Source organism: Pseudocitrobacter sp. CD920760, from assembly GCF_057782505.1.
In genome coordinates this window covers 1,882,949-1,898,761 of sequence record NZ_CM173490.1, presented here as the reverse complement: position 1 = coordinate 1,898,761, position 15,813 = coordinate 1,882,949, and the positions used below count along the sequence as shown (strand labels likewise).

Annotated in this window: 16 protein-coding genes; 10 read left to right on the top strand and 6 right to left on the bottom strand. The window is 53.7% G+C overall.

Annotated features, from left to right (window positions below; all coding sequences use genetic code 11):
• Positions 1-46: 46 nt before the first annotated feature.
• Both rlmI and hspQ read left to right on the top strand, forming a co-directional pair.
• Positions 47-1,237, top strand: coding sequence for a 23S rRNA (cytosine(1962)-C(5))-methyltransferase RlmI (rlmI, locus tag AC1MKH_RS08610; RefSeq protein WP_276217882.1), 1,191 nt, complete (start codon positions 47-49; stop codon positions 1,235-1,237).
• Positions 1,238-1,297: 60 nt separating this feature from the next.
• Positions 1,298-1,615 (top strand): heat shock protein HspQ, encoded by a 318-nt coding sequence (gene hspQ / locus AC1MKH_RS08605; protein WP_108474540.1) that lies wholly within the window; start codon positions 1,298-1,300, stop codon positions 1,613-1,615.
• 66 nt (positions 1,616-1,681) lie between these two features.
• On the opposite strand, the gene AC1MKH_RS08600 is transcribed toward hspQ, so the two are convergent.
• Complete coding sequence (locus AC1MKH_RS08600; protein ID WP_276217886.1) at positions 1,682-2,575, bottom strand: LysR family transcriptional regulator; 894 nt, start codon at positions 2,573-2,575, stop codon at positions 1,682-1,684.
• A gap of 137 nt (positions 2,576-2,712) precedes the next feature.
• Here AC1MKH_RS08600 and AC1MKH_RS08595 point away from each other — a divergent pair, with 137 nt between their 5' ends.
• Entirely contained in the window at positions 2,713-3,690 is a 978-nt protein-coding gene (locus AC1MKH_RS08595) for an NAD(P)H-dependent flavin oxidoreductase (RefSeq protein ID WP_276217888.1), read from the top strand.
• Between the two features lie 59 nt (positions 3,691-3,749).
• Here AC1MKH_RS08595 and AC1MKH_RS08590 read toward each other — a convergent pair whose 3' ends face one another.
• Positions 3,750-4,163, bottom strand: a complete 414-nt coding sequence (locus tag AC1MKH_RS08590) for a CoA-binding protein (protein WP_015965046.1) — start codon at positions 4,161-4,163, stop codon at positions 3,750-3,752.
• Positions 4,164-4,331: 168 nt separating this feature from the next.
• On the opposite strand from AC1MKH_RS08590, the gene mgsA reads away from it, so the two are divergent.
• Entirely contained in the window at positions 4,332-4,790 is a 459-nt protein-coding gene (mgsA, locus tag AC1MKH_RS08585; RefSeq protein ID WP_253896788.1) for a methylglyoxal synthase, read from the top strand.
• 34 nt (positions 4,791-4,824) lie between these two features.
• On the opposite strand, the gene helD is transcribed toward mgsA, so the two are convergent.
• Positions 4,825-6,879 (bottom strand): DNA helicase IV, encoded by a 2,055-nt coding sequence (helD, locus tag AC1MKH_RS08580; protein ID WP_276217891.1) that lies wholly within the window; start codon positions 6,877-6,879, stop codon positions 4,825-4,827.
• Positions 6,880-6,999: 120 nt separating this feature from the next.
• Here helD and AC1MKH_RS08575 point away from each other — a divergent pair, with 120 nt between their 5' ends.
• Both AC1MKH_RS08575 and yccS read left to right on the top strand, forming a co-directional pair.
• Positions 7,000-7,446, top strand: a complete 447-nt coding sequence (locus tag AC1MKH_RS08575) for a YccF domain-containing protein (protein WP_276217893.1) — start codon at positions 7,000-7,002, stop codon at positions 7,444-7,446.
• A gap of 18 nt (positions 7,447-7,464) precedes the next feature.
• The gene (yccS, locus tag AC1MKH_RS08570; RefSeq protein ID WP_327621796.1) at positions 7,465-9,591 is read left to right on the top strand and encodes a YccS family putative transporter; all 2,127 of its coding nucleotides are present in this window, start codon (positions 7,465-7,467) and stop codon (positions 9,589-9,591) included.
• On the opposite strand, the gene AC1MKH_RS08565 is transcribed toward yccS, so the two are convergent.
• Complete coding sequence (locus tag AC1MKH_RS08565) at positions 9,588-10,211, bottom strand: TfoX/Sxy family DNA transformation protein (RefSeq protein WP_276217897.1); 624 nt, start codon at positions 10,209-10,211, stop codon at positions 9,588-9,590. The genes yccS and AC1MKH_RS08565 overlap by 4 nt on opposite strands.
• A gap of 208 nt (positions 10,212-10,419) precedes the next feature.
• Here AC1MKH_RS08565 and sulA point away from each other — a divergent pair, with 208 nt between their 5' ends.
• Both sulA and ompA read left to right on the top strand, forming a co-directional pair.
• Positions 10,420-10,929: an SOS-induced cell division inhibitor SulA gene (sulA, locus tag AC1MKH_RS08560; RefSeq protein WP_276217900.1), complete on the top strand. Its 510-nt coding sequence runs from the start codon at positions 10,420-10,422 to the stop codon at positions 10,927-10,929.
• A 351-nt stretch (positions 10,930-11,280) separates the two neighbouring features.
• Positions 11,281-12,330, top strand: coding sequence for a porin OmpA (gene ompA, locus AC1MKH_RS08555; RefSeq protein ID WP_276217902.1), 1,050 nt, complete (start codon positions 11,281-11,283; stop codon positions 12,328-12,330).
• Positions 12,331-12,397: 67 nt separating this feature from the next.
• Here the strand turns inward: ompA and matP are convergent, their stop codons facing one another.
• Positions 12,398-12,850, bottom strand: coding sequence for a macrodomain Ter protein MatP (gene matP, locus AC1MKH_RS08550; protein ID WP_015965054.1), 453 nt, complete (start codon positions 12,848-12,850; stop codon positions 12,398-12,400).
• Positions 12,851-13,033: 183 nt separating this feature from the next.
• Here matP and AC1MKH_RS08545 point away from each other — a divergent pair, with 183 nt between their 5' ends.
• Together AC1MKH_RS08545 and fabA are read left to right on the top strand one after the other, a co-directional pair.
• Positions 13,034-14,797, top strand: a complete 1,764-nt coding sequence (locus AC1MKH_RS08545; protein WP_276217906.1) for a Lon protease family protein — start codon at positions 13,034-13,036, stop codon at positions 14,795-14,797.
• A 69-nt stretch (positions 14,798-14,866) separates the two neighbouring features.
• On the top strand, positions 14,867-15,385 hold the full coding sequence (fabA, locus tag AC1MKH_RS08540; RefSeq protein ID WP_010429339.1) for a bifunctional 3-hydroxydecanoyl-ACP dehydratase/trans-2-decenoyl-ACP isomerase: 519 nt from the start codon (positions 14,867-14,869) through the stop codon (positions 15,383-15,385).
• Between the two features lie 57 nt (positions 15,386-15,442).
• On the opposite strand, the gene rmf is transcribed toward fabA, so the two are convergent.
• Positions 15,443-15,610, bottom strand: a complete 168-nt coding sequence (gene rmf, locus AC1MKH_RS08535; RefSeq protein ID WP_015965056.1) for a ribosome modulation factor — start codon at positions 15,608-15,610, stop codon at positions 15,443-15,445.
• Positions 15,611-15,813: the final 203 nt, after the last annotated feature.

Below are 15,813 nucleotides of genomic sequence, written 5' to 3'. Positions count from 1 at the left end.
AGCTTTTAAATTCAATAATTTAATCGGTTAGGGCAGTATATTATCTATGAGCGTACGTTTAGTGTTAGCCAAAGGGCGTGAGAAATCCTTACTCCGCCGCCATCCCTGGGTCTTTTCCGGGGCCGTTGCCCGTATGGAAGGCAAAGCCAACCTCGGTGAAACCATTGATATCGTTGATCACAAAGGGAAATGGTTAGCCCGCGGGGCTTACTCGCCGGAATCGCAAATCCGCGCGCGCGTCTGGACGTTCGATGCCGATGAAACCATTGATATCGCCTTTTTTGTCCGTCGCTTGCAGCAGGCGCAGCAGTGGCGCGACTGGCTGGCACAGAAGGATGGGCTCGATAGCTATCGTCTGATTGCCGGTGAATCTGACGGGTTGCCGGGCGTAACGATTGACCGCTTTGGCAACTTCCTTGTCCTGCAACTGTTGAGCGCCGGGGCGGAATATCAGCGCGCGGCGTTAATCAGCGCGCTGCAAACGCTGTACCCGGAATGCCCGATTTACGATCGTAGCGACGTTGCTGTGCGTAAGAAAGAAGGTATGGAACTGACGCAAGGCCCGGTTACCGGTGAACTGCCGCCAGCCCTGCTGCCAATTCAGGAGCACGGTATGAAGCTGCTGGTGGATATCCAGCACGGTCACAAAACCGGTTACTACCTCGATCAGCGCGACAGCCGTCTGGCAACACGCCGCTATGTGGCCGACAAACGCGTCCTCAACTGCTTCTCCTACACCGGCGGTTTCGCTGTCTCTGCGCTGATGGGCGGTTGCCGTCAGGTCACCAGCGTCGATACGTCGCAGGAAGCGCTGGATATCGCAAAACAGAACGTCGAGCTGAACAAACTGGATCTCAGCAAAGCGGAGTTCGTCCGTGACGACGTGTTCAAACTGCTGCGCAAATACCGCGATCAGGGCGAGAAATTCGACGTTATCGTGATGGATCCGCCGAAATTTGTTGAGAACAAAAGCCAGCTTCAGGGCGCCTGCCGTGGCTATAAAGATATCAACATGCTGGCTATCCAGCTGCTGAATCCGGGTGGCGTGCTGCTGACATTCTCCTGCTCCGGGCTGATGACAACAGATTTATTCCAGAAAATCATCGCTGATGCCGCAATAGATGCCGGTCGTGATGTACAATTTATAGAGCAGTTCCGTCAGGCAGCCGATCACCCGGTGATCGCGACTTATCCCGAAGGGCTGTATCTGAAAGGGTTTGCCTGTCGCGTCATGTAACTTGAAAAGCGAAACAACGACCTCATATTGTATGGAGTTAATGTTTCCCGGGAGGTGACTATGATTGCCAGCAAATTCGGTATCGGCCAACAGGTCCGTCATTCCTTATTAGGGTATCTGGGCGTGGTTGTCGATATCGACCCGGAATACTCACTTGATGAACCAGAGCCCGATGAACTGGCGGCAAACGATGAACTGCGTATGCTGCCGTGGTATCACGTGGTCATGGAAGATGAAGACGGCCAGCCGGTTCATACCTATCTGGCTGAAGCGCAACTGAGCGGTGAAGTGCGTGAAGATCATCCGGAACAACCTTCGATGGATGAGCTGGCGCGTACTATTCGCCAGCAGCTTCAGGCGCCGCGACTACGTAACTAACCCCCCGTTCTACACCGTAATCACACCGTTCACTTGCGTGAGCGGTGTTTTTTTACATTATTTCGATCATAACGCCTGCAACACGGTTTCCAGCCACTGCGCAAATACTCTCACCTTCTGCGGCAGATGCCGATGCGGGTAGATAAGCGATAACTTACGCGATGGGCAGGGAAAATTCGGCAGTACCTCAACCAACTGCCCGCTATCGATATAGGGCTGTAAGAAGAAATTCATCCCCTGCAACAATCCAAGCCCGGAAAGACCCGCCGAAATATAGACCTCGGCATTATCCAGAATCAATCGCCCCGGCAGAACGCGTTCTTCGACGCCCTGAGACGTCGTAAAGTGCCAGGGCACGATCTCGCGATTATTGCTGACAATCCAGTTAACAGCCTGATGATGGCGCAGATCGTCAAGCGTCTGCGGCGTGCCATACTGTGCAAGATACCCGGGGCTGGCGCAGGTCATTCTCCTCACCTCACCCATCGGGCGCGCCATATAGTCACCGTCATCGAGCTTTCCGACGCGCAGCATGCAGTCCAGCCCCTCGCGCAGCATATCGCGCCGTACATCGCTACCGGTGAGGATAATCTCAAGGTCAGGGTGTTCGGCATAAAACTCAGCGAGCCGGGGAACCACCAACTGACGCGCAAAGGCAACCGGCATATCGACGCGCAGCTGCCCGTGTAAGGGGCGGTCCGGCGCAAATGATGCCAGGAGTTCATCGGCCTGATACAACAAAGGTTTGCTACGGCGGTAAAACTCTTCGCCTTCCGAAGTTAACGCGATGCGGCGCGTGGTGCGTTGAAGTAAGCGGACGCCACATTGCGTTTCCAGCTGCTGCACCGCTTTAGTGACCGCCGGGCGATGCAGTTCCAGATTTTCCGCCGCTTGTGTAAAGCTTCCGGCGTCGACTATCTCCATGAATATCTTAATATTATCAAACAGATTCAATTGCATGTGCGGTGACCGTCGCCAGTTTCTATTGTTACTAATTTAATAACAGTGAAGAACTTTTTTCACTATTTTTATGAACAATAAATCGCTATACACTCCCTCCCACACCAGAAATGAGTTCGTGACGAGGAAATAAGATCATGAAAACGAATCGTATCTGCCAGATTTTAGGCATTGAAAAACCGGTTATTCAGGGCCCACTCTCGTGGTTAACCGATGCGTGTTTGGTTGCCGCCGTAAGCAACGCCGGTGGGCTGGGGGTTTTGGGGCCAAACGCAGGCCTTACCGCTGAAACGGCGGTCTCTACCCCGCAAGAAACCGCCGAGAAAATGCGCGAAGAGATCCGCAAAACCAAGCAATTAACCGAAAAGCCGTTTGCGGTGAATCTTATCCCTTCGCCGCAAAACGACATCTGGACGCCGGGCATCTTGCAGGTTGTCAAAGACGAAGCGGTGAAAGCCGTGGTCTATACCGGTTACGGCGAAGGCGCGATTATTCCTGCGCTGTTTGAGGAGCTAAAAGCCGCCGGCATTGCCATTATTTATCGTGATATCAACCCCACGCCCGCCAACAGCCGTGAAGCCGAACGCGCTGGCGCGGATATCATCGTAGCGACCGGTTTTGACGAAGGCGGAACCCTGCCTGCCACCGCGTTTGGCACCTTCTCCATCGTCCCGATGATCGTCGATGCTGTAGAAAACGTGCCTGTACTCGCCGCCGGGGGGATTGTTGATCAACGTACGGCCAGAGCCGCCCACGCATTGGGCGCGGAAGGTGTCTTCGCGGGTTCAGTGTTTATCAGCACGCTGGAAAACCGCGTACCGCAATCGATTAAAGAAAAAATTGTCGCGGCAAACGGGCTGGATTTAAGTCTGTTCCGTACCCTGCCGGACTACTACCGTTCTCTGCCGGGGAAACTGACTGAGAAACTGGTCGCTATGGACAAGTCCGGGGCCAGTAAAGAGGAAATTGGCCAGGCGATGGGCGGGCTTCGTGGCTTGCGGTTAGGCATGCTGGAAGGCAATACGGATGAAGGTTATATCTCTTTGGGAACCGGAATTGGCGGCATTAAAGCCGTTGTCAGCGTCGCCGATGTCGTGGACGCCCTGACCGTTTAACGGCGTTCTGTACGCAGGAAAATCAGAGACCGCCCGTGTGATCCACCGGGCGGAATCGATTATTTCGCCAGCCCCAGACGCGGGATTTCTATCGCCGGACAGCGATCCATCACCACGCTCAGCCCTGCATTGCGCGCCAGCACGGCCGCCTGTTCGTTAATCACACCCAGCTGTAACCACAGTACTTTTGCCCCTATGGCTACCGCTTCCTGCGCCACGCCCCAGGCTGCTTCTGAGTTACGGAAAACATCAACCATATCGATTTTTTCCGGCACGTCCGCAAGCGTTGCATAGCCCTTCTGACCCAACAACTCTTTACCCGCCACTTTTGGCGAGACAGGAATCACGTGGTAACCCTGATCCAGCAAATATTTCATCACCCGATAGCTTGGGCGATCTGGTTTGTCACTTGCGCCAACCAGCGCAATGGTGCGCGTAGTGTTCAAAATGTCTGCAATATCACTTTCAGTCATCATTATCCTCCTGGCCTTTGCGCTAAGTGTACGTCAATCCGTCCAGGCCAGCCATAAACGCGCGCACTGCCGCCAATTTCACCACTCATCATATTTTTTACCCTTAAAGCTTGCAGCAGTATTCCCATCCAGTAATCTGTCTGCATTTATTGATCAGGATATTACGCTATGGAACTCACCACTCGCACACTGCCTGCGCGCAAACACATTGCGCTGGTTGCCCACGACCACTGCAAAGATATGCTTATGAAATGGGTCGATCGCCACAAAGCTGTGCTGGCACAGCACGCGTTATCGGCGACCGGCACTACCGGAAACCTGGTGGCGCGCGCCACGGGTCTGGAAGTGAATGCGCTGTTGAGCGGCCCGATGGGCGGCGATCAGCAGGTTGGCGCGCTGATCTCGGAAGGGAAAATTGATGTGCTGATTTTCTTCTGGGACCCGCTGAACGCCGTGCCGCACGATCCGGACGTCAAAGCGCTGCTGCGTCTGGCGACCGTCTGGAACATTCCGGTCGCCACCAACGCCTCAACGGCAGATCTCATTATTCAGTCGCCGCATTTCAGCGACCCGGTGGATATTTTGATTCCGGATTATCAGCGTTATCTTGCCGATCGTCTGAAGTAATTCATCAACCCGGCTATCACGCCGGGTTTCTTTTTCAGGGTTTACGCGCCACCGGTACATCCAGCTGTTTAAGCGTTTCGACAAACGGCGATGGATTCTCTTTGTTGAACATCAACCACACGCGGTGTCGGGCGCGAGTCATCGCCACATACAGCAAACGGCGTTCTTCCGCGTCGATAAAATCCTCCGGCTCCGGCAGCAACGCTTGTTCCATGATTGATTCCCGCGCGGGTGCCGGGAAACCATCCTGCCCTTCCTGCAACCCCAGCACAATCACGTAATCCGCCTGCTGACCTTTACTGGCATGCACGGTCATAAAATCGATATTCAGCTTCGGCCAACGGGTGGCGGCTTTTTCCAGTGCGGCCGGTTTCAGATGGTGATAACGCGCCAGCACCAGAATACGCTGCTCCGCCGTGACGTAACCGCTTAGCTTGTCAAACAGCGCATCAAGCTGATCGTCCGGCAACAGGGTAACCGCCTTTTTATCCCCGGCCGTCAGGCTGTTTAATGGCTTATGCAGCTGGTGCGGGTTTTGTTGAATAAAACGGTTGGCTATCTGACCGATGCGACCGTTGAAGCGATAGGTGGTATCCAGCGCGCAGTTATCGCCCTCGCCGAAATAGTGCGTAAAGGCAGTCGTAAGCGACAACTGTGCGCCGCTGAAACGATAAATTGCCTGCCAGTCATCCCCCACGGCAAATAGCGTAGTTTGTGAATTCTGCTTACGCAGCGCTGCCAGCAAGGCCGCGCGCTGTGGGGAGATATCCTGAAACTCATCGACCAGAATGTGTTTCCAGGGGCTGACAAAGCGCCCTTTTTCCAGCACGTTAATCGCCTGGTGAATCAGCCCGGAGAAGTCCACCGCGTTCTCTTCTTTTAGCGCGGTTTTCCACGCTTTCAGCAGCGGGGCCATCAGCTTAACGCGCTTGCCGAACAGTTCACGAACCTCTTCCGGCGCGTTGTCGATCATCTCGGCCTGCGTACCGCCATGCATGCGCATCAGGCTAACCCAGCGATCCAGTCGGCTGCCCATCCGTTTGAGGATCTTCGCATCATTCCAGAAATTGTCTTCGCCAACCTCCCAGCCCATCTCTTCCTGCAACCATAAGCGCCAGCCCTTGGCCTGGGCTTTTTTCTCTTTGCACTGCTGCTGCCAGCAGTCGGTGAAAAGTTTGTAGCGGGCGGCGGTGTCATTTTCCAGTTTGCTGACCACCGGCACTTTTTTACTGCCCTGCTGAATGATGTGCAACGCCAGGGAATGGAAGGTTCGCGCGGATATCGCATCCGTATGCAGACGCTCCTGTATACGCTCATCCATCTCCTGCGCCGCTTTGCGTCCAAATGCCAGCAGTAAGATTTGCTCAGCTGCCGCTTCGCCGCGTGTCATCAGCCAGCCTGCGCGTGCCACCAGCACCGACGTTTTACCGCTCCCTGCGCCCGCCAGCACCAGCAGCGAACGTTCACCGTTCACCACCGCGCGCGCCTGAGAATCGTTAAGCGGTGAGGATTCAACCTGTTCGAAGAAATCGGCGTACTGTTCCAGCATCGAGTCGGTATAGCGCTGATTATGCGCCTGACGGCTGGCTTCCACATCGTTGAGCCAGGCCTGGCACTGATGCCACGCCTCGCGACAGTTGTCGAAGCTATCCAGGCGACTCACCGGCACCGGCAAACCTTCCAGCGCATGCAAAATCCGCTGACGGATAGTCGCAGTCTGCTGGCGGGTAAGCCATTTCCCGGCGTCGTTATTGTCAGCAATTTCCGCCAGCAGTTGCTGTAACACATCGGCGGAAATGTCGCTCATCTCCTGGCTCCATGCCTGCCAGCGGGTGATTAAGTGACGATGAAAACGTTGGGTTTCGCCCCACTCTGTACCGTGCAGACGGACAACTTTATCTTCGGGCAGGACAAATTCCAGCTCGCCCCATACCAGCCCGCGCTTGCAGTTAATCGACAACAACTGATTGAAAGGAATGAGATATTCATGCTGTTCGCCCGATACCTTAACCCCCGCGTTGAGAAGCTCAACCCGATCGTAAGGATGCTGCGCCATGCGCTTGCCCAACGTTGTCGCTCTTAATTCCATCTTCGCCGAATCCTGACTTTTTCGATATCACACAGTGTAACCGCCAGAGAATAGGTGCTCCAGCGCAAAAAAACGTTACAATTACCCGGACTTATTATTCACAGGCCGCACAGAGGATTTATGCGTACCGTTCTGAATATTTTAAATTTTGTATTAGGTGGTTTTGCCACAACCCTGGGTTGGCTGGTAGCAACGTTCTTCAGCATCATTTTTATTATCACTCTGCCGCTCACCCGTTCCTGCTGGGAGATAACCAAACTGTCGCTGATCCCTTACGGCAACGAAGCGGTGCATGTTGATGAACTGGAGCCGCAGTCGAAAAACAGCGTGCTGAATGCGGGAGGCACCGTGCTCAATATCGTCTGGCTGGTGCTGTTTGGCTGGTGGCTGTGCTTGTCGCATATCGCAGTAGGTATTGCGCAATGCATCAGCATCATCGGGATTCCGGTGGGCATCGCCAACTTTAAAATCGCGGCGATTGCGCTGTGGCCGGTTGGCCGTCGCGTAGTACCGGTTGAAGTGGCTCGCGCCGCGCGCGAAGCCAATGCGCGTCGTCGCTTCCAGTAATCGGGGCTGATTCTCTTTATGTTAAGTCCCCTGCTACGCCGCTATACATGGAACAGCGCATGGCTTTATAACGTCAGGATTTTTATCGCCCTGTGTGGCACCACGGCGCTGCCGTGGTGGCTAGGCGATTCAAAACTGACCATTCCGTTAACCCTCGGCGTCGTTGCGGCGGCGCTGACCGACCTTGACGATCGTTTAGCCGGACGCCTGCGTAATCTGGTGATTACGCTTATCTGCTTCTTTATTGCTTCCGCTTCCGTCGAGTTGCTCTTCCCCTGGCCGTGGCTGTTTGCGCTGGGGCTGACGGTATCGACCACCGGGTTTATTCTGTTAGGTTGCCTGGGGCAACGCTACGCCACAATAGCCTTTGGCGCGTTGCTGATTGCCATCTATACCATGCTGGGCGTTTCCCTCTATTCCCAGTGGTATCAGCAACCGATGCTGCTGATTGCCGGCGCCGTCTGGTATAACCTGCTGACTCTCACCGGGCATCTGATTTTCCCGATCCGCCCGTTGCAGGATAATATCGCGCGCAGCTATGAACAGCTGGCACATTATCTGGAACTGAAATCACGCCTGTTCGACCCGGATATTGAAGACGAAAACCAGGCTCCGCTGTATGAACTGGCGCTGGCAAACGGCAAGCTAATGGCGACGCTCAACCAGACCAAAACCTCATTGCTGACGCGTCTGCGCGGCGACCGTGGCCAGCGCGGGACGCGTCGCACGCTGCACTACTATTTTGTGGCGCAGGATATCCACGAGCGGGCCAGTTCCTCGCATATCCAGTATCAGACGTTGCGCGATAACTTCCGCTACAGCGACGTGATGTTCCGCTTCCAGCGTCTGCTGTCTATGCAGGCGCAGGCTTGCCAGCAGCTGTCGAAAGCGATTCTGCTACGTACGCCTTACCAGCATGACAGCCGCTTTGAGCGGGCATTTACCCATCTGGATGCCGCGTTAGATCGCGTTCGGGCGAGCGGCGCGTCGCCAGAACAGATGAAAGCGTTGGGTTTTCTGCTCAATAATCTGCGGGCGATTGACGCGCAACTGGCCACCATCGAATCCGAACAGGCGGAAGCTCAGGCGAAAAGCGAAACGGAAACCCTGCTCGCCGATGACGGCCTGCACGGCTTTAGCGATATTCGCCTGCGTTTGAGCATGAATATGTCTCCCGATTCCGCCCTGTTCCGTCATGCGGTCAGAATGTCGCTGGTGCTTTGCGCAGGGTATGCGTTTATTCAGTTTACCGGCCTGAACCACGGTTACTGGATTTTGCTCACCAGCCTGTTTGTTTGCCAGCCCAACTACAACGCCACGCGCCACCGTCTGGCATTGCGTATTATCGGTACATTGGTCGGCGTGGCGTTAGGTATTCCGGTTCTGTTGCTGGTGCCGTCGCTGGAAGGGCAACTGGCACTGATTGTGATAACCGGGGTGCTGTTCTTCGCCTTCCGTAACGTGCAGTACGCCCACGCCACCATGTTCATTACCCTGCTGGTGTTGTTGTGCTTCAACCTGCTGGGCGAAGGCTTTGAGGTGGCGCTGCCGCGCGTTATCGACACGCTGATCGGTTGTGGTATCGCCTGGTTCGCCGTCAGCTTCATCTGGCCGGACTGGAAGTTCCGTAACCTCCCACGGGTGCTGGCGCGCGCGGTGGATGCCAACTGCCGCTATCTGGATGCCATCCTTGAGCAGTATCATCAGGGCCGCGATAACCGTCTTGCCTATCGCATCGCCCGCCGCGACGCGCATAACCGCGATGCTGAGCTGGCGTCGGTGGTATCGAACATGTCGACGGAACCCAAGGTCACCAGTGAGATGCGGGAAACGGCATTCCGTTTGCTGTGCCTGAACCATACGCTCACCAGCTATATCTCCGCACTGGGCGCACACCGTGAAAAGCTGACTAACCCGGATATTCTGGCGCTGCTGGACGATGCCGTGTGCTATGTCGATGACGCTTTCCATCACCTGCCAACGGATGAAGAGCGTGTTCAGGAAGCGCTGACCGGGCTGGCGGAACGCATCCGCCACCTTGAACCACGCCCGGACAGTAAAGAGCCGTTGGTTCTGCAACAAATTGGCTTGCTCGTTGCCCTGCTGCCGGAAATTTGCCGTTTGCAGCAACGCGTTCTTGCCTAATCGACCTGGGCGGGCGTGTGAATGTTCAGCGCGCTTGCCCAGTCAATCAACTCATCGCGCCGCCGCAGCGGAACAGCTGCGGCATGAACGCCCGTCAACGCCCCTTCGAGCGATAAAATAAACCCCACGCTCAGATTCTCGCGCAGACGGCGTAATTTCGCCCACGCGTCTTTTGCGCCCAGTCGTTGCAAATCCGCCACATTACATATCCCGGCCTCCGCCATAAGCAGTTCCATATGAAAGGAAAGATTTGGCAGATCCTTTAATCGTTGCGATACCAGACGCCCTTTTTTCTCCCGTTGCGCATCTTTTAACGAATACTTACTTAATCGCAGCAACATTTTTTGGTTCTGCCATAGCGCCTCATCGACGCGGAAATAGTTAAGTTGAAGCGGGCCGCCTCGCTTTTTAAGCGTCAGAAGTGGCGTTTTCACTTTGCGTTGATACACCGCTGTATCTTCACAGGCCCGAAGATAAAGTTCCCCTTCTGAGACCATGGCGAAAACGGTGTTGTTAACCGAAAGACTATAACCGCCAAACAGCGAACGGGAGCGCACGACGCCCAGCGGTGCGAGGTATTCCTGGGATTGATAAATCCGTTTATAAGATATTTTTTTCATGATTATCCCTTACTAATCATGTAATTATGAGCATTAAAGTCGTTAATAGATCCAGTAATGAGCAACATAAGAAACTTCCGCCAGCACGGCAAGGATTGCGTGAATTTGATGTGCGATTTTGCGAGTCGCTTTCAGAAAATGAGGTTGATCTTTCGTGACAGGGGTAGTACTGTATATTCATACAGTAACCCACAAGGTTGGATTAGCTATGTATACATCTGGTGTTGTAAATCGTTCTTCCGTCGCGGCAGTGCCTGCGACGCATCGCGCATTCGCGTCTCCTGTACAGGCCTCCCCTGCCCTGGTGAGCGAAGTGGTTTATCGTGAAGATCAGCCCATGATGGCGCAGTTACTGCTGCTGCCTTTATTGCAACAGCTGGGTCAGCAATCTCGCTGGCAGCTGTGGCTCACGCCGCAACAAAAGTTGAGCCGCCAGTGGGTTCAGTCTTCCGGTCTGCCATTGTCCAAGGTCATGCAGCTTCGCCAGATGTCCTCGTACAACATGCTCGACTCCATGGAGCGCGCATTACGTACAGGAAACTATAGTGTGGTTATCGCCTGGGTGGCGGAAGAATTGTCGGAGCAGGAACATGCCCGGTTGATGAGTGCGGCCGAGGAAGGAAACGCCATGGCGTTTATCATGCGCCCGGTTAACTCGTCCTCTCATCCAGCAGGACAACTGAATGGGCTAAAAATTCACTCAAATTTGTATCATTAAAAGAAATTAGGAATTTTCCTGGAATTTTTTTTGCAGTCTCGTTACAGGCATGTTTCAGGAGCTGGAAATCCTGTGAACGCTGGTGTGATGCGGTTCTCAGAATTTTATCTCGCATAAATTCTAGCCGTAAATGTTAAATATTGTGTATACAACCCCTTTTTTTTCATATGCCTGACGGAGTTCACACTTGTAAGTTTCCAACTACGTTGTAGACTTTACATCGCCAGGGGTGATCAGCTTACGCCGCAGAGATCTGCTGAGTAATTAATAAGTCACGCCCCCGGTGAAGGATTTAACCGTGAGTCTTTTAGATTTTCATGGCAAATTTTGGATGATAACGAGGCGCAAAAAATGAAAAAGACAGCTATCGCGATTGCAGTGGCACTGGCTGGTTTCGCTACCGTAGCGCAGGCCGCTCCGAAAGATAACACCTGGTATACTGGTGCTAAACTGGGCTGGTCTCAGTTCCACGATGTCGGCAACAACCAGATCAACAACAACGGTCCGACCCATGAAAGCCAACTGGGCGCTGGTGCCTTCGGTGGTTATCAGGTTAACCCGTACGTTGGTTTCGAAATGGGTTATGACTGGTTAGGCCGTATGCCGTACAAAGGCAGCGAGCAGAACGGTGCTTTCAAAGCTCAGGGCGTTCAGCTGACCGCTAAACTGGGTTACCCAATCACTGACGATCTGGACATCTACACTCGTCTGGGTGGTATGGTTTGGCGTGCAGACGCTAAAAACAACACCGGCTTCAAAGACCACGACACTGGCGTATCCCCAGTATTCGCTGGCGGCGTTGAATACGCGGTTACCCGTGACATCGCTACCCGTCTGGAATACCAGTGGACTAACAACATCGGTGACGCGAACACCGTTGGTGGTCGTCCGGACAACGGCCTGCTGAGCGTAGGTGTTTCCTACCGTTTCGGCCAGCAGGAAGATGCAGCTCCAGTAGTTGCACCGGCTCCGGCTCCGGCTCCAGAAGTACAGACCAAACACTTCACTCTGAAGTCTGACGTTCTGTTCAACTTCAACAAAGCAACTCTGAAACCAGAAGGCCAGCAGGCTCTGGATCAGATGTACAGCCAGCTGAGCAACCTGGATCCGAAAGACGGTTCCGTAGTTGTTCTGGGCTTCACTGACCGCATCGGTTCTGACGCTTACAACCAGGGTCTGTCCGAGAAACGTGCTCAGTCCGTTGTTGATTACCTGATCTCTAAAGGTATTCCTTCTGACAAAATCTCTGCACGTGGCATGGGCGAATCCAACCCGGTTACCGGCAACACCTGTGACAACGTGAAAGCTCGCGCTGCACTGATCGACTGCCTGGCCCCGGATCGTCGCGTAGAGATCGAAGTTAAAGGCATCAAAGACGTTGTAGCTCAGCCGCAGGCTTAAGTTATCGTCTTATGAAAAAACCCCGCGATGCGGGGTTTTTTTTGGCCTGAAGAAAAGGTTTAAACGCTTATTCTTTGCCTAATAGCGCCTGTAAATCCTGCTTCAGGGTGCTCATCTTCGAGGCATATTTCTCTTTGTTTTCCGCGTCTTCAATCAGCTGCACAATGGTTTCTGACAGCGTTTTGCCGCGGCGCTGAGCCAGGCCTGCCAGACGCTGCCAGACAGCGAATTCCAGATCTATCGACTTCTTACGCGTATGCTGATGCTCGGCGTTAAAATGACGTTTGCGGCGCGCGCGAATCGTCTGCTTCATGCGGTTCACCAGGCCGGGATTGATATTCTGTGCAATCCACTCATTCACCTGTACCGGCTCATGCTCAAGTTTCAGCAGGAGATCAACCGCTTCCTGCGCGGCGCTGGTTTCAATGTAACGGGTGATCGGTTCGCCTTCCCGGTGCTTCTTCACCAGGTACTTCCACTTCCACCCGCTCTCAAGATTTTCCAGTTGTTGATATTTCATTGCGATCCCAAGGTGACCGTGTAACTCTTTTCAGGATATCAGTTTTTTGCCAATGTGCTGAGAAGAAATCAGTGAGTGTGAAGACAATGTCGGCGATATCAGAATAACCGCCCTATTCTCCGTGAGCTTCCCTGCGGCATAAGGTATAATCTCGCGCTTTACATCTGACTAAAAATAGCGACTTTGACCATAAATACTCTTTCCCGGCGCGACCTTGCCCCTGCGACTGATGCGTACCAGGCGCTATTTACACTGCCTGAAATCTCGTCAGTTAATGAATCCTTATTCAGCGAGCTGCAGGCTCGTTTGCACTATGCTCTGGAGCAGTTTCTGCACCCTCAGGGCGTCAGCGACTTTTTACTGGTGAAAGCGCCAGAAGAAAAAGCGTACCTGCAACTGCTTAACAACACGACCTTCGCCTTGCGTGGCGATTCAGCGTCTCTCCTGACCGGCGTGAACTATACCATCGCCGCAGGCCAGGTCAGCGTCGCTCCGGCAACATCGCCGGATGATAATTTCGCGAGCTCTGGCCCGGTCATTTTTGCCGATTGGGTGGAAGCCGAGCAACTGTTCGGCTGCGTGCGTCAGTTTAATGGCGATATTTCGCTTCAGCCTGGTCTGGTGCACAAAGCCAACGGTGGCGTACTCATTCTCTCTCTGCGCGCATTACTGGCTCAGCCCCTGCTGTGGATGCGTCTAAAATCGCAGGTGACCCAGCAGCGTTTTGAGTGGCTATCCTTTGATGAGTCACGACCGTTACCCGTCACGATTCCTTCCATGCCGCTGTCGCTGAAAGTGATGCTGGTTGGCGATCGTGATGCGCTGGCCGATTTCCAGGAAATGGAACCTGAACTGGCTGAAAAATCGCTCTACTGCGAGTATGAAGACAATTTGCAGCTCACCGATGAAGAGACCATAAAACAGTGGTGTCAGTGGGTTCAGCAGGTCGCGCGTGATGCAAACCTGCCGATGCTCGCGGCCGATGCCTGGCCGCGTCTGATTCAGGAAGGCGCTCGCTACACCGGCGATCAGGAAACGCTGCCGCTTTGTCCGCTGTGGATTAGCCGCCAGTTGCGCGAAACTGCGCCGTTCTGCGAAGGTGAAACCATTGGCGACGAGCAGCTCAAAACCATGCTCGAACAGCGTCAGTGGCGCGAAGGTTATCTGGCCGAACGGATGCAGGACGAGATCCTGCTTGAGCAGATTCTGATTGAAACCGAAGGTGAGTGTGTCGGGCAGATTAACGCCCTGTCGGTGATTGAATTCCCTGGCCACCCACGCGCCTTTGGTGAACCTTCTCGCATCAGCTGCGTCGTGCACATCGGTGACGGCGAATTCACGGATATCGAACGCAAAGCCGAGCTTGGCGGCAATATTCACGCTAAAGGCATGATGATCATGCAGGCGTTTCTGATGTCAGAACTCGAACTCGATCAGCAAATCCCGTTCTCTGCATCGTTAACCTTTGAACAGTCCTACAGCGAAGTGGATGGCGATAGCGCGTCCATGGCTGAGCTGTGTGCCTTGATAAGCGCCCTTTCCGGCGTACCTATCAATCAAAGCATCGCCATCACCGGTTCCGTCGATCAGTTTGGACGTGCGCAGCCGGTTGGCGGTCTAAATGAAAAAATCGAAGGCTTCTTTACTATCTGTCAACAGCGTGGCTTGAACGGCAAACAGGGCGTGATTATTCCCAACGCCAACGTGCGCCATTTGAGTTTGTCAATGGATGTTCAGGAAGCGGTTGAAGCCGGACAATTTTCTATCTGGGCGGTCGATGATGTGACCGAGGCCCTGCCGCTTCTCACCCAGTTGAACTGGGATGCTGAAGGGCAGACGAATTTGTTGCAAACGATTCAGGAACGTATCGCGCAGGCCTCACAGCCCGACGCGCGGCATCGTTATCCGTGGCCGTTGCGCTGGCTGGGCTGGTTCAATTCGAACTGATCGGACTTGTTCAGCGTACACGTGTTAGCTATCCTGCGTCCCGAACTCAAAATAAGGCTTACTGAAAACATGGTAGATAAACGCGAATCTTATACAAAAGAAGATCTTCTTGCCTCTGGTCGCGGTGAACTGTTTGGCGCGAAAGGCCCGCAGTTGCCAGCCCCTAGCATGCTGATGATGGATCGTGTCGTTAAAATGACCGAAACGGGCGGCAATTTTGATAAGGGCTATGTTGAAGCAGAGCTCGATATCAACCCGGATCTGTGGTTCTTCGGTTGCCACTTCATCGGCGACCCGGTGATGCCAGGCTGTCTGGGTCTGGACGCCATGTGGCAGCTGGTAGGCTTCTATCTTGGCTGGCTTGGCGGTGAAGGCAAAGGCCGTGCGCTGGGCGTGGGTGAAGTAAAATTCACCGGTCAGGTTCTGCCGACCGCGAAGAAAGTGACCTACCGCATTCACTTCAAACGCATCGTTAACCGTCGTCTGATCATGGGTCTGGCGGATGGCGAAGTGCTGGTTGATGGTCGTCTGATCTATACCGCTAACGACCTGAAGGTTGGGTTGTTCCAGGATACTTCTGCGTTCTAAGACCTCGTATTAACGCGAAACCTCCGCATAGCGGAGGTTTCTTCTAAAGAGACAGCGTCAGGCGATAACTGTCCTGTCCTCCATGGCTTCTCGCCAGCCTCCGAGCCAGTGTGAACGTTGATTTAACGTCTGGTAAGGACAAATCTCCTTCGACTTACCGGCAATACCGGCCTGATACCCACGCTGATGTGCCCGTTCCAGGCGATCTCGTTTTTGTCTCTTCATGCCTCGTTTCCCTCATTACTTTTATCTGGTGGAAATGAAAACAGTGATTACAAAGTGTGCAACCACACATTACGAATAACCTGAATCATCACGATCGTCAATGCGCAAAATTCACGCCAGTGTCATATTTGTGAGCTACCCAAGAGTTCATTTGTACAAAAAATGTGAGGCGGGACAACTAACCTGCTGAGCATAAAAACAAA

What these genes read in the sequence shown, in the direction of transcription:
- rlmI (WP_276217882.1), top strand. Translation starts at nt 47, where the DNA reads ATGAGCGTACGTTTAGTGTTAGCCAAAGGGCGTGAGAAATCCTTACTC.
- hspQ (WP_108474540.1), top strand. Translation starts at nt 1,298, where the DNA reads ATGATTGCCAGCAAATTCGGTATCGGCCAACAGGTCCGTCATTCCTTA.
- AC1MKH_RS08600 (WP_276217886.1), bottom strand. Translation starts at nt 2,575, where the DNA reads ATGCAATTGAATCTGTTTGATAATATTAAGATATTCATGGAGATAGTC.
- AC1MKH_RS08595 (WP_276217888.1), top strand. Translation starts at nt 2,713, where the DNA reads ATGAAAACGAATCGTATCTGCCAGATTTTAGGCATTGAAAAACCGGTT.
- AC1MKH_RS08590 (WP_015965046.1), bottom strand. Translation starts at nt 4,163, where the DNA reads ATGACTGAAAGTGATATTGCAGACATTTTGAACACTACGCGCACCATT.
- mgsA (WP_253896788.1), top strand. Translation starts at nt 4,332, where the DNA reads ATGGAACTCACCACTCGCACACTGCCTGCGCGCAAACACATTGCGCTG.
- helD (WP_276217891.1), bottom strand. Translation starts at nt 6,879, where the DNA reads ATGGAATTAAGAGCGACAACGTTGGGCAAGCGCATGGCGCAGCATCCT.
- AC1MKH_RS08575 (WP_276217893.1), top strand. Translation starts at nt 7,000, where the DNA reads ATGCGTACCGTTCTGAATATTTTAAATTTTGTATTAGGTGGTTTTGCC.
- yccS (WP_327621796.1), top strand. Translation starts at nt 7,465, where the DNA reads ATGTTAAGTCCCCTGCTACGCCGCTATACATGGAACAGCGCATGGCTT.
- AC1MKH_RS08565 (WP_276217897.1), bottom strand. Translation starts at nt 10,211, where the DNA reads ATGAAAAAAATATCTTATAAACGGATTTATCAATCCCAGGAATACCTC.
- sulA (WP_276217900.1), top strand. Translation starts at nt 10,420, where the DNA reads ATGTATACATCTGGTGTTGTAAATCGTTCTTCCGTCGCGGCAGTGCCT.
- ompA (WP_276217902.1), top strand. Translation starts at nt 11,281, where the DNA reads ATGAAAAAGACAGCTATCGCGATTGCAGTGGCACTGGCTGGTTTCGCT.
- matP (WP_015965054.1), bottom strand. Translation starts at nt 12,850, where the DNA reads ATGAAATATCAACAACTGGAAAATCTTGAGAGCGGGTGGAAGTGGAAG.
- fabA (WP_010429339.1), top strand. Translation starts at nt 14,867, where the DNA reads ATGGTAGATAAACGCGAATCTTATACAAAAGAAGATCTTCTTGCCTCT.
- rmf (WP_015965056.1), bottom strand. Translation starts at nt 15,610, where the DNA reads ATGAAGAGACAAAAACGAGATCGCCTGGAACGGGCACATCAGCGTGGG.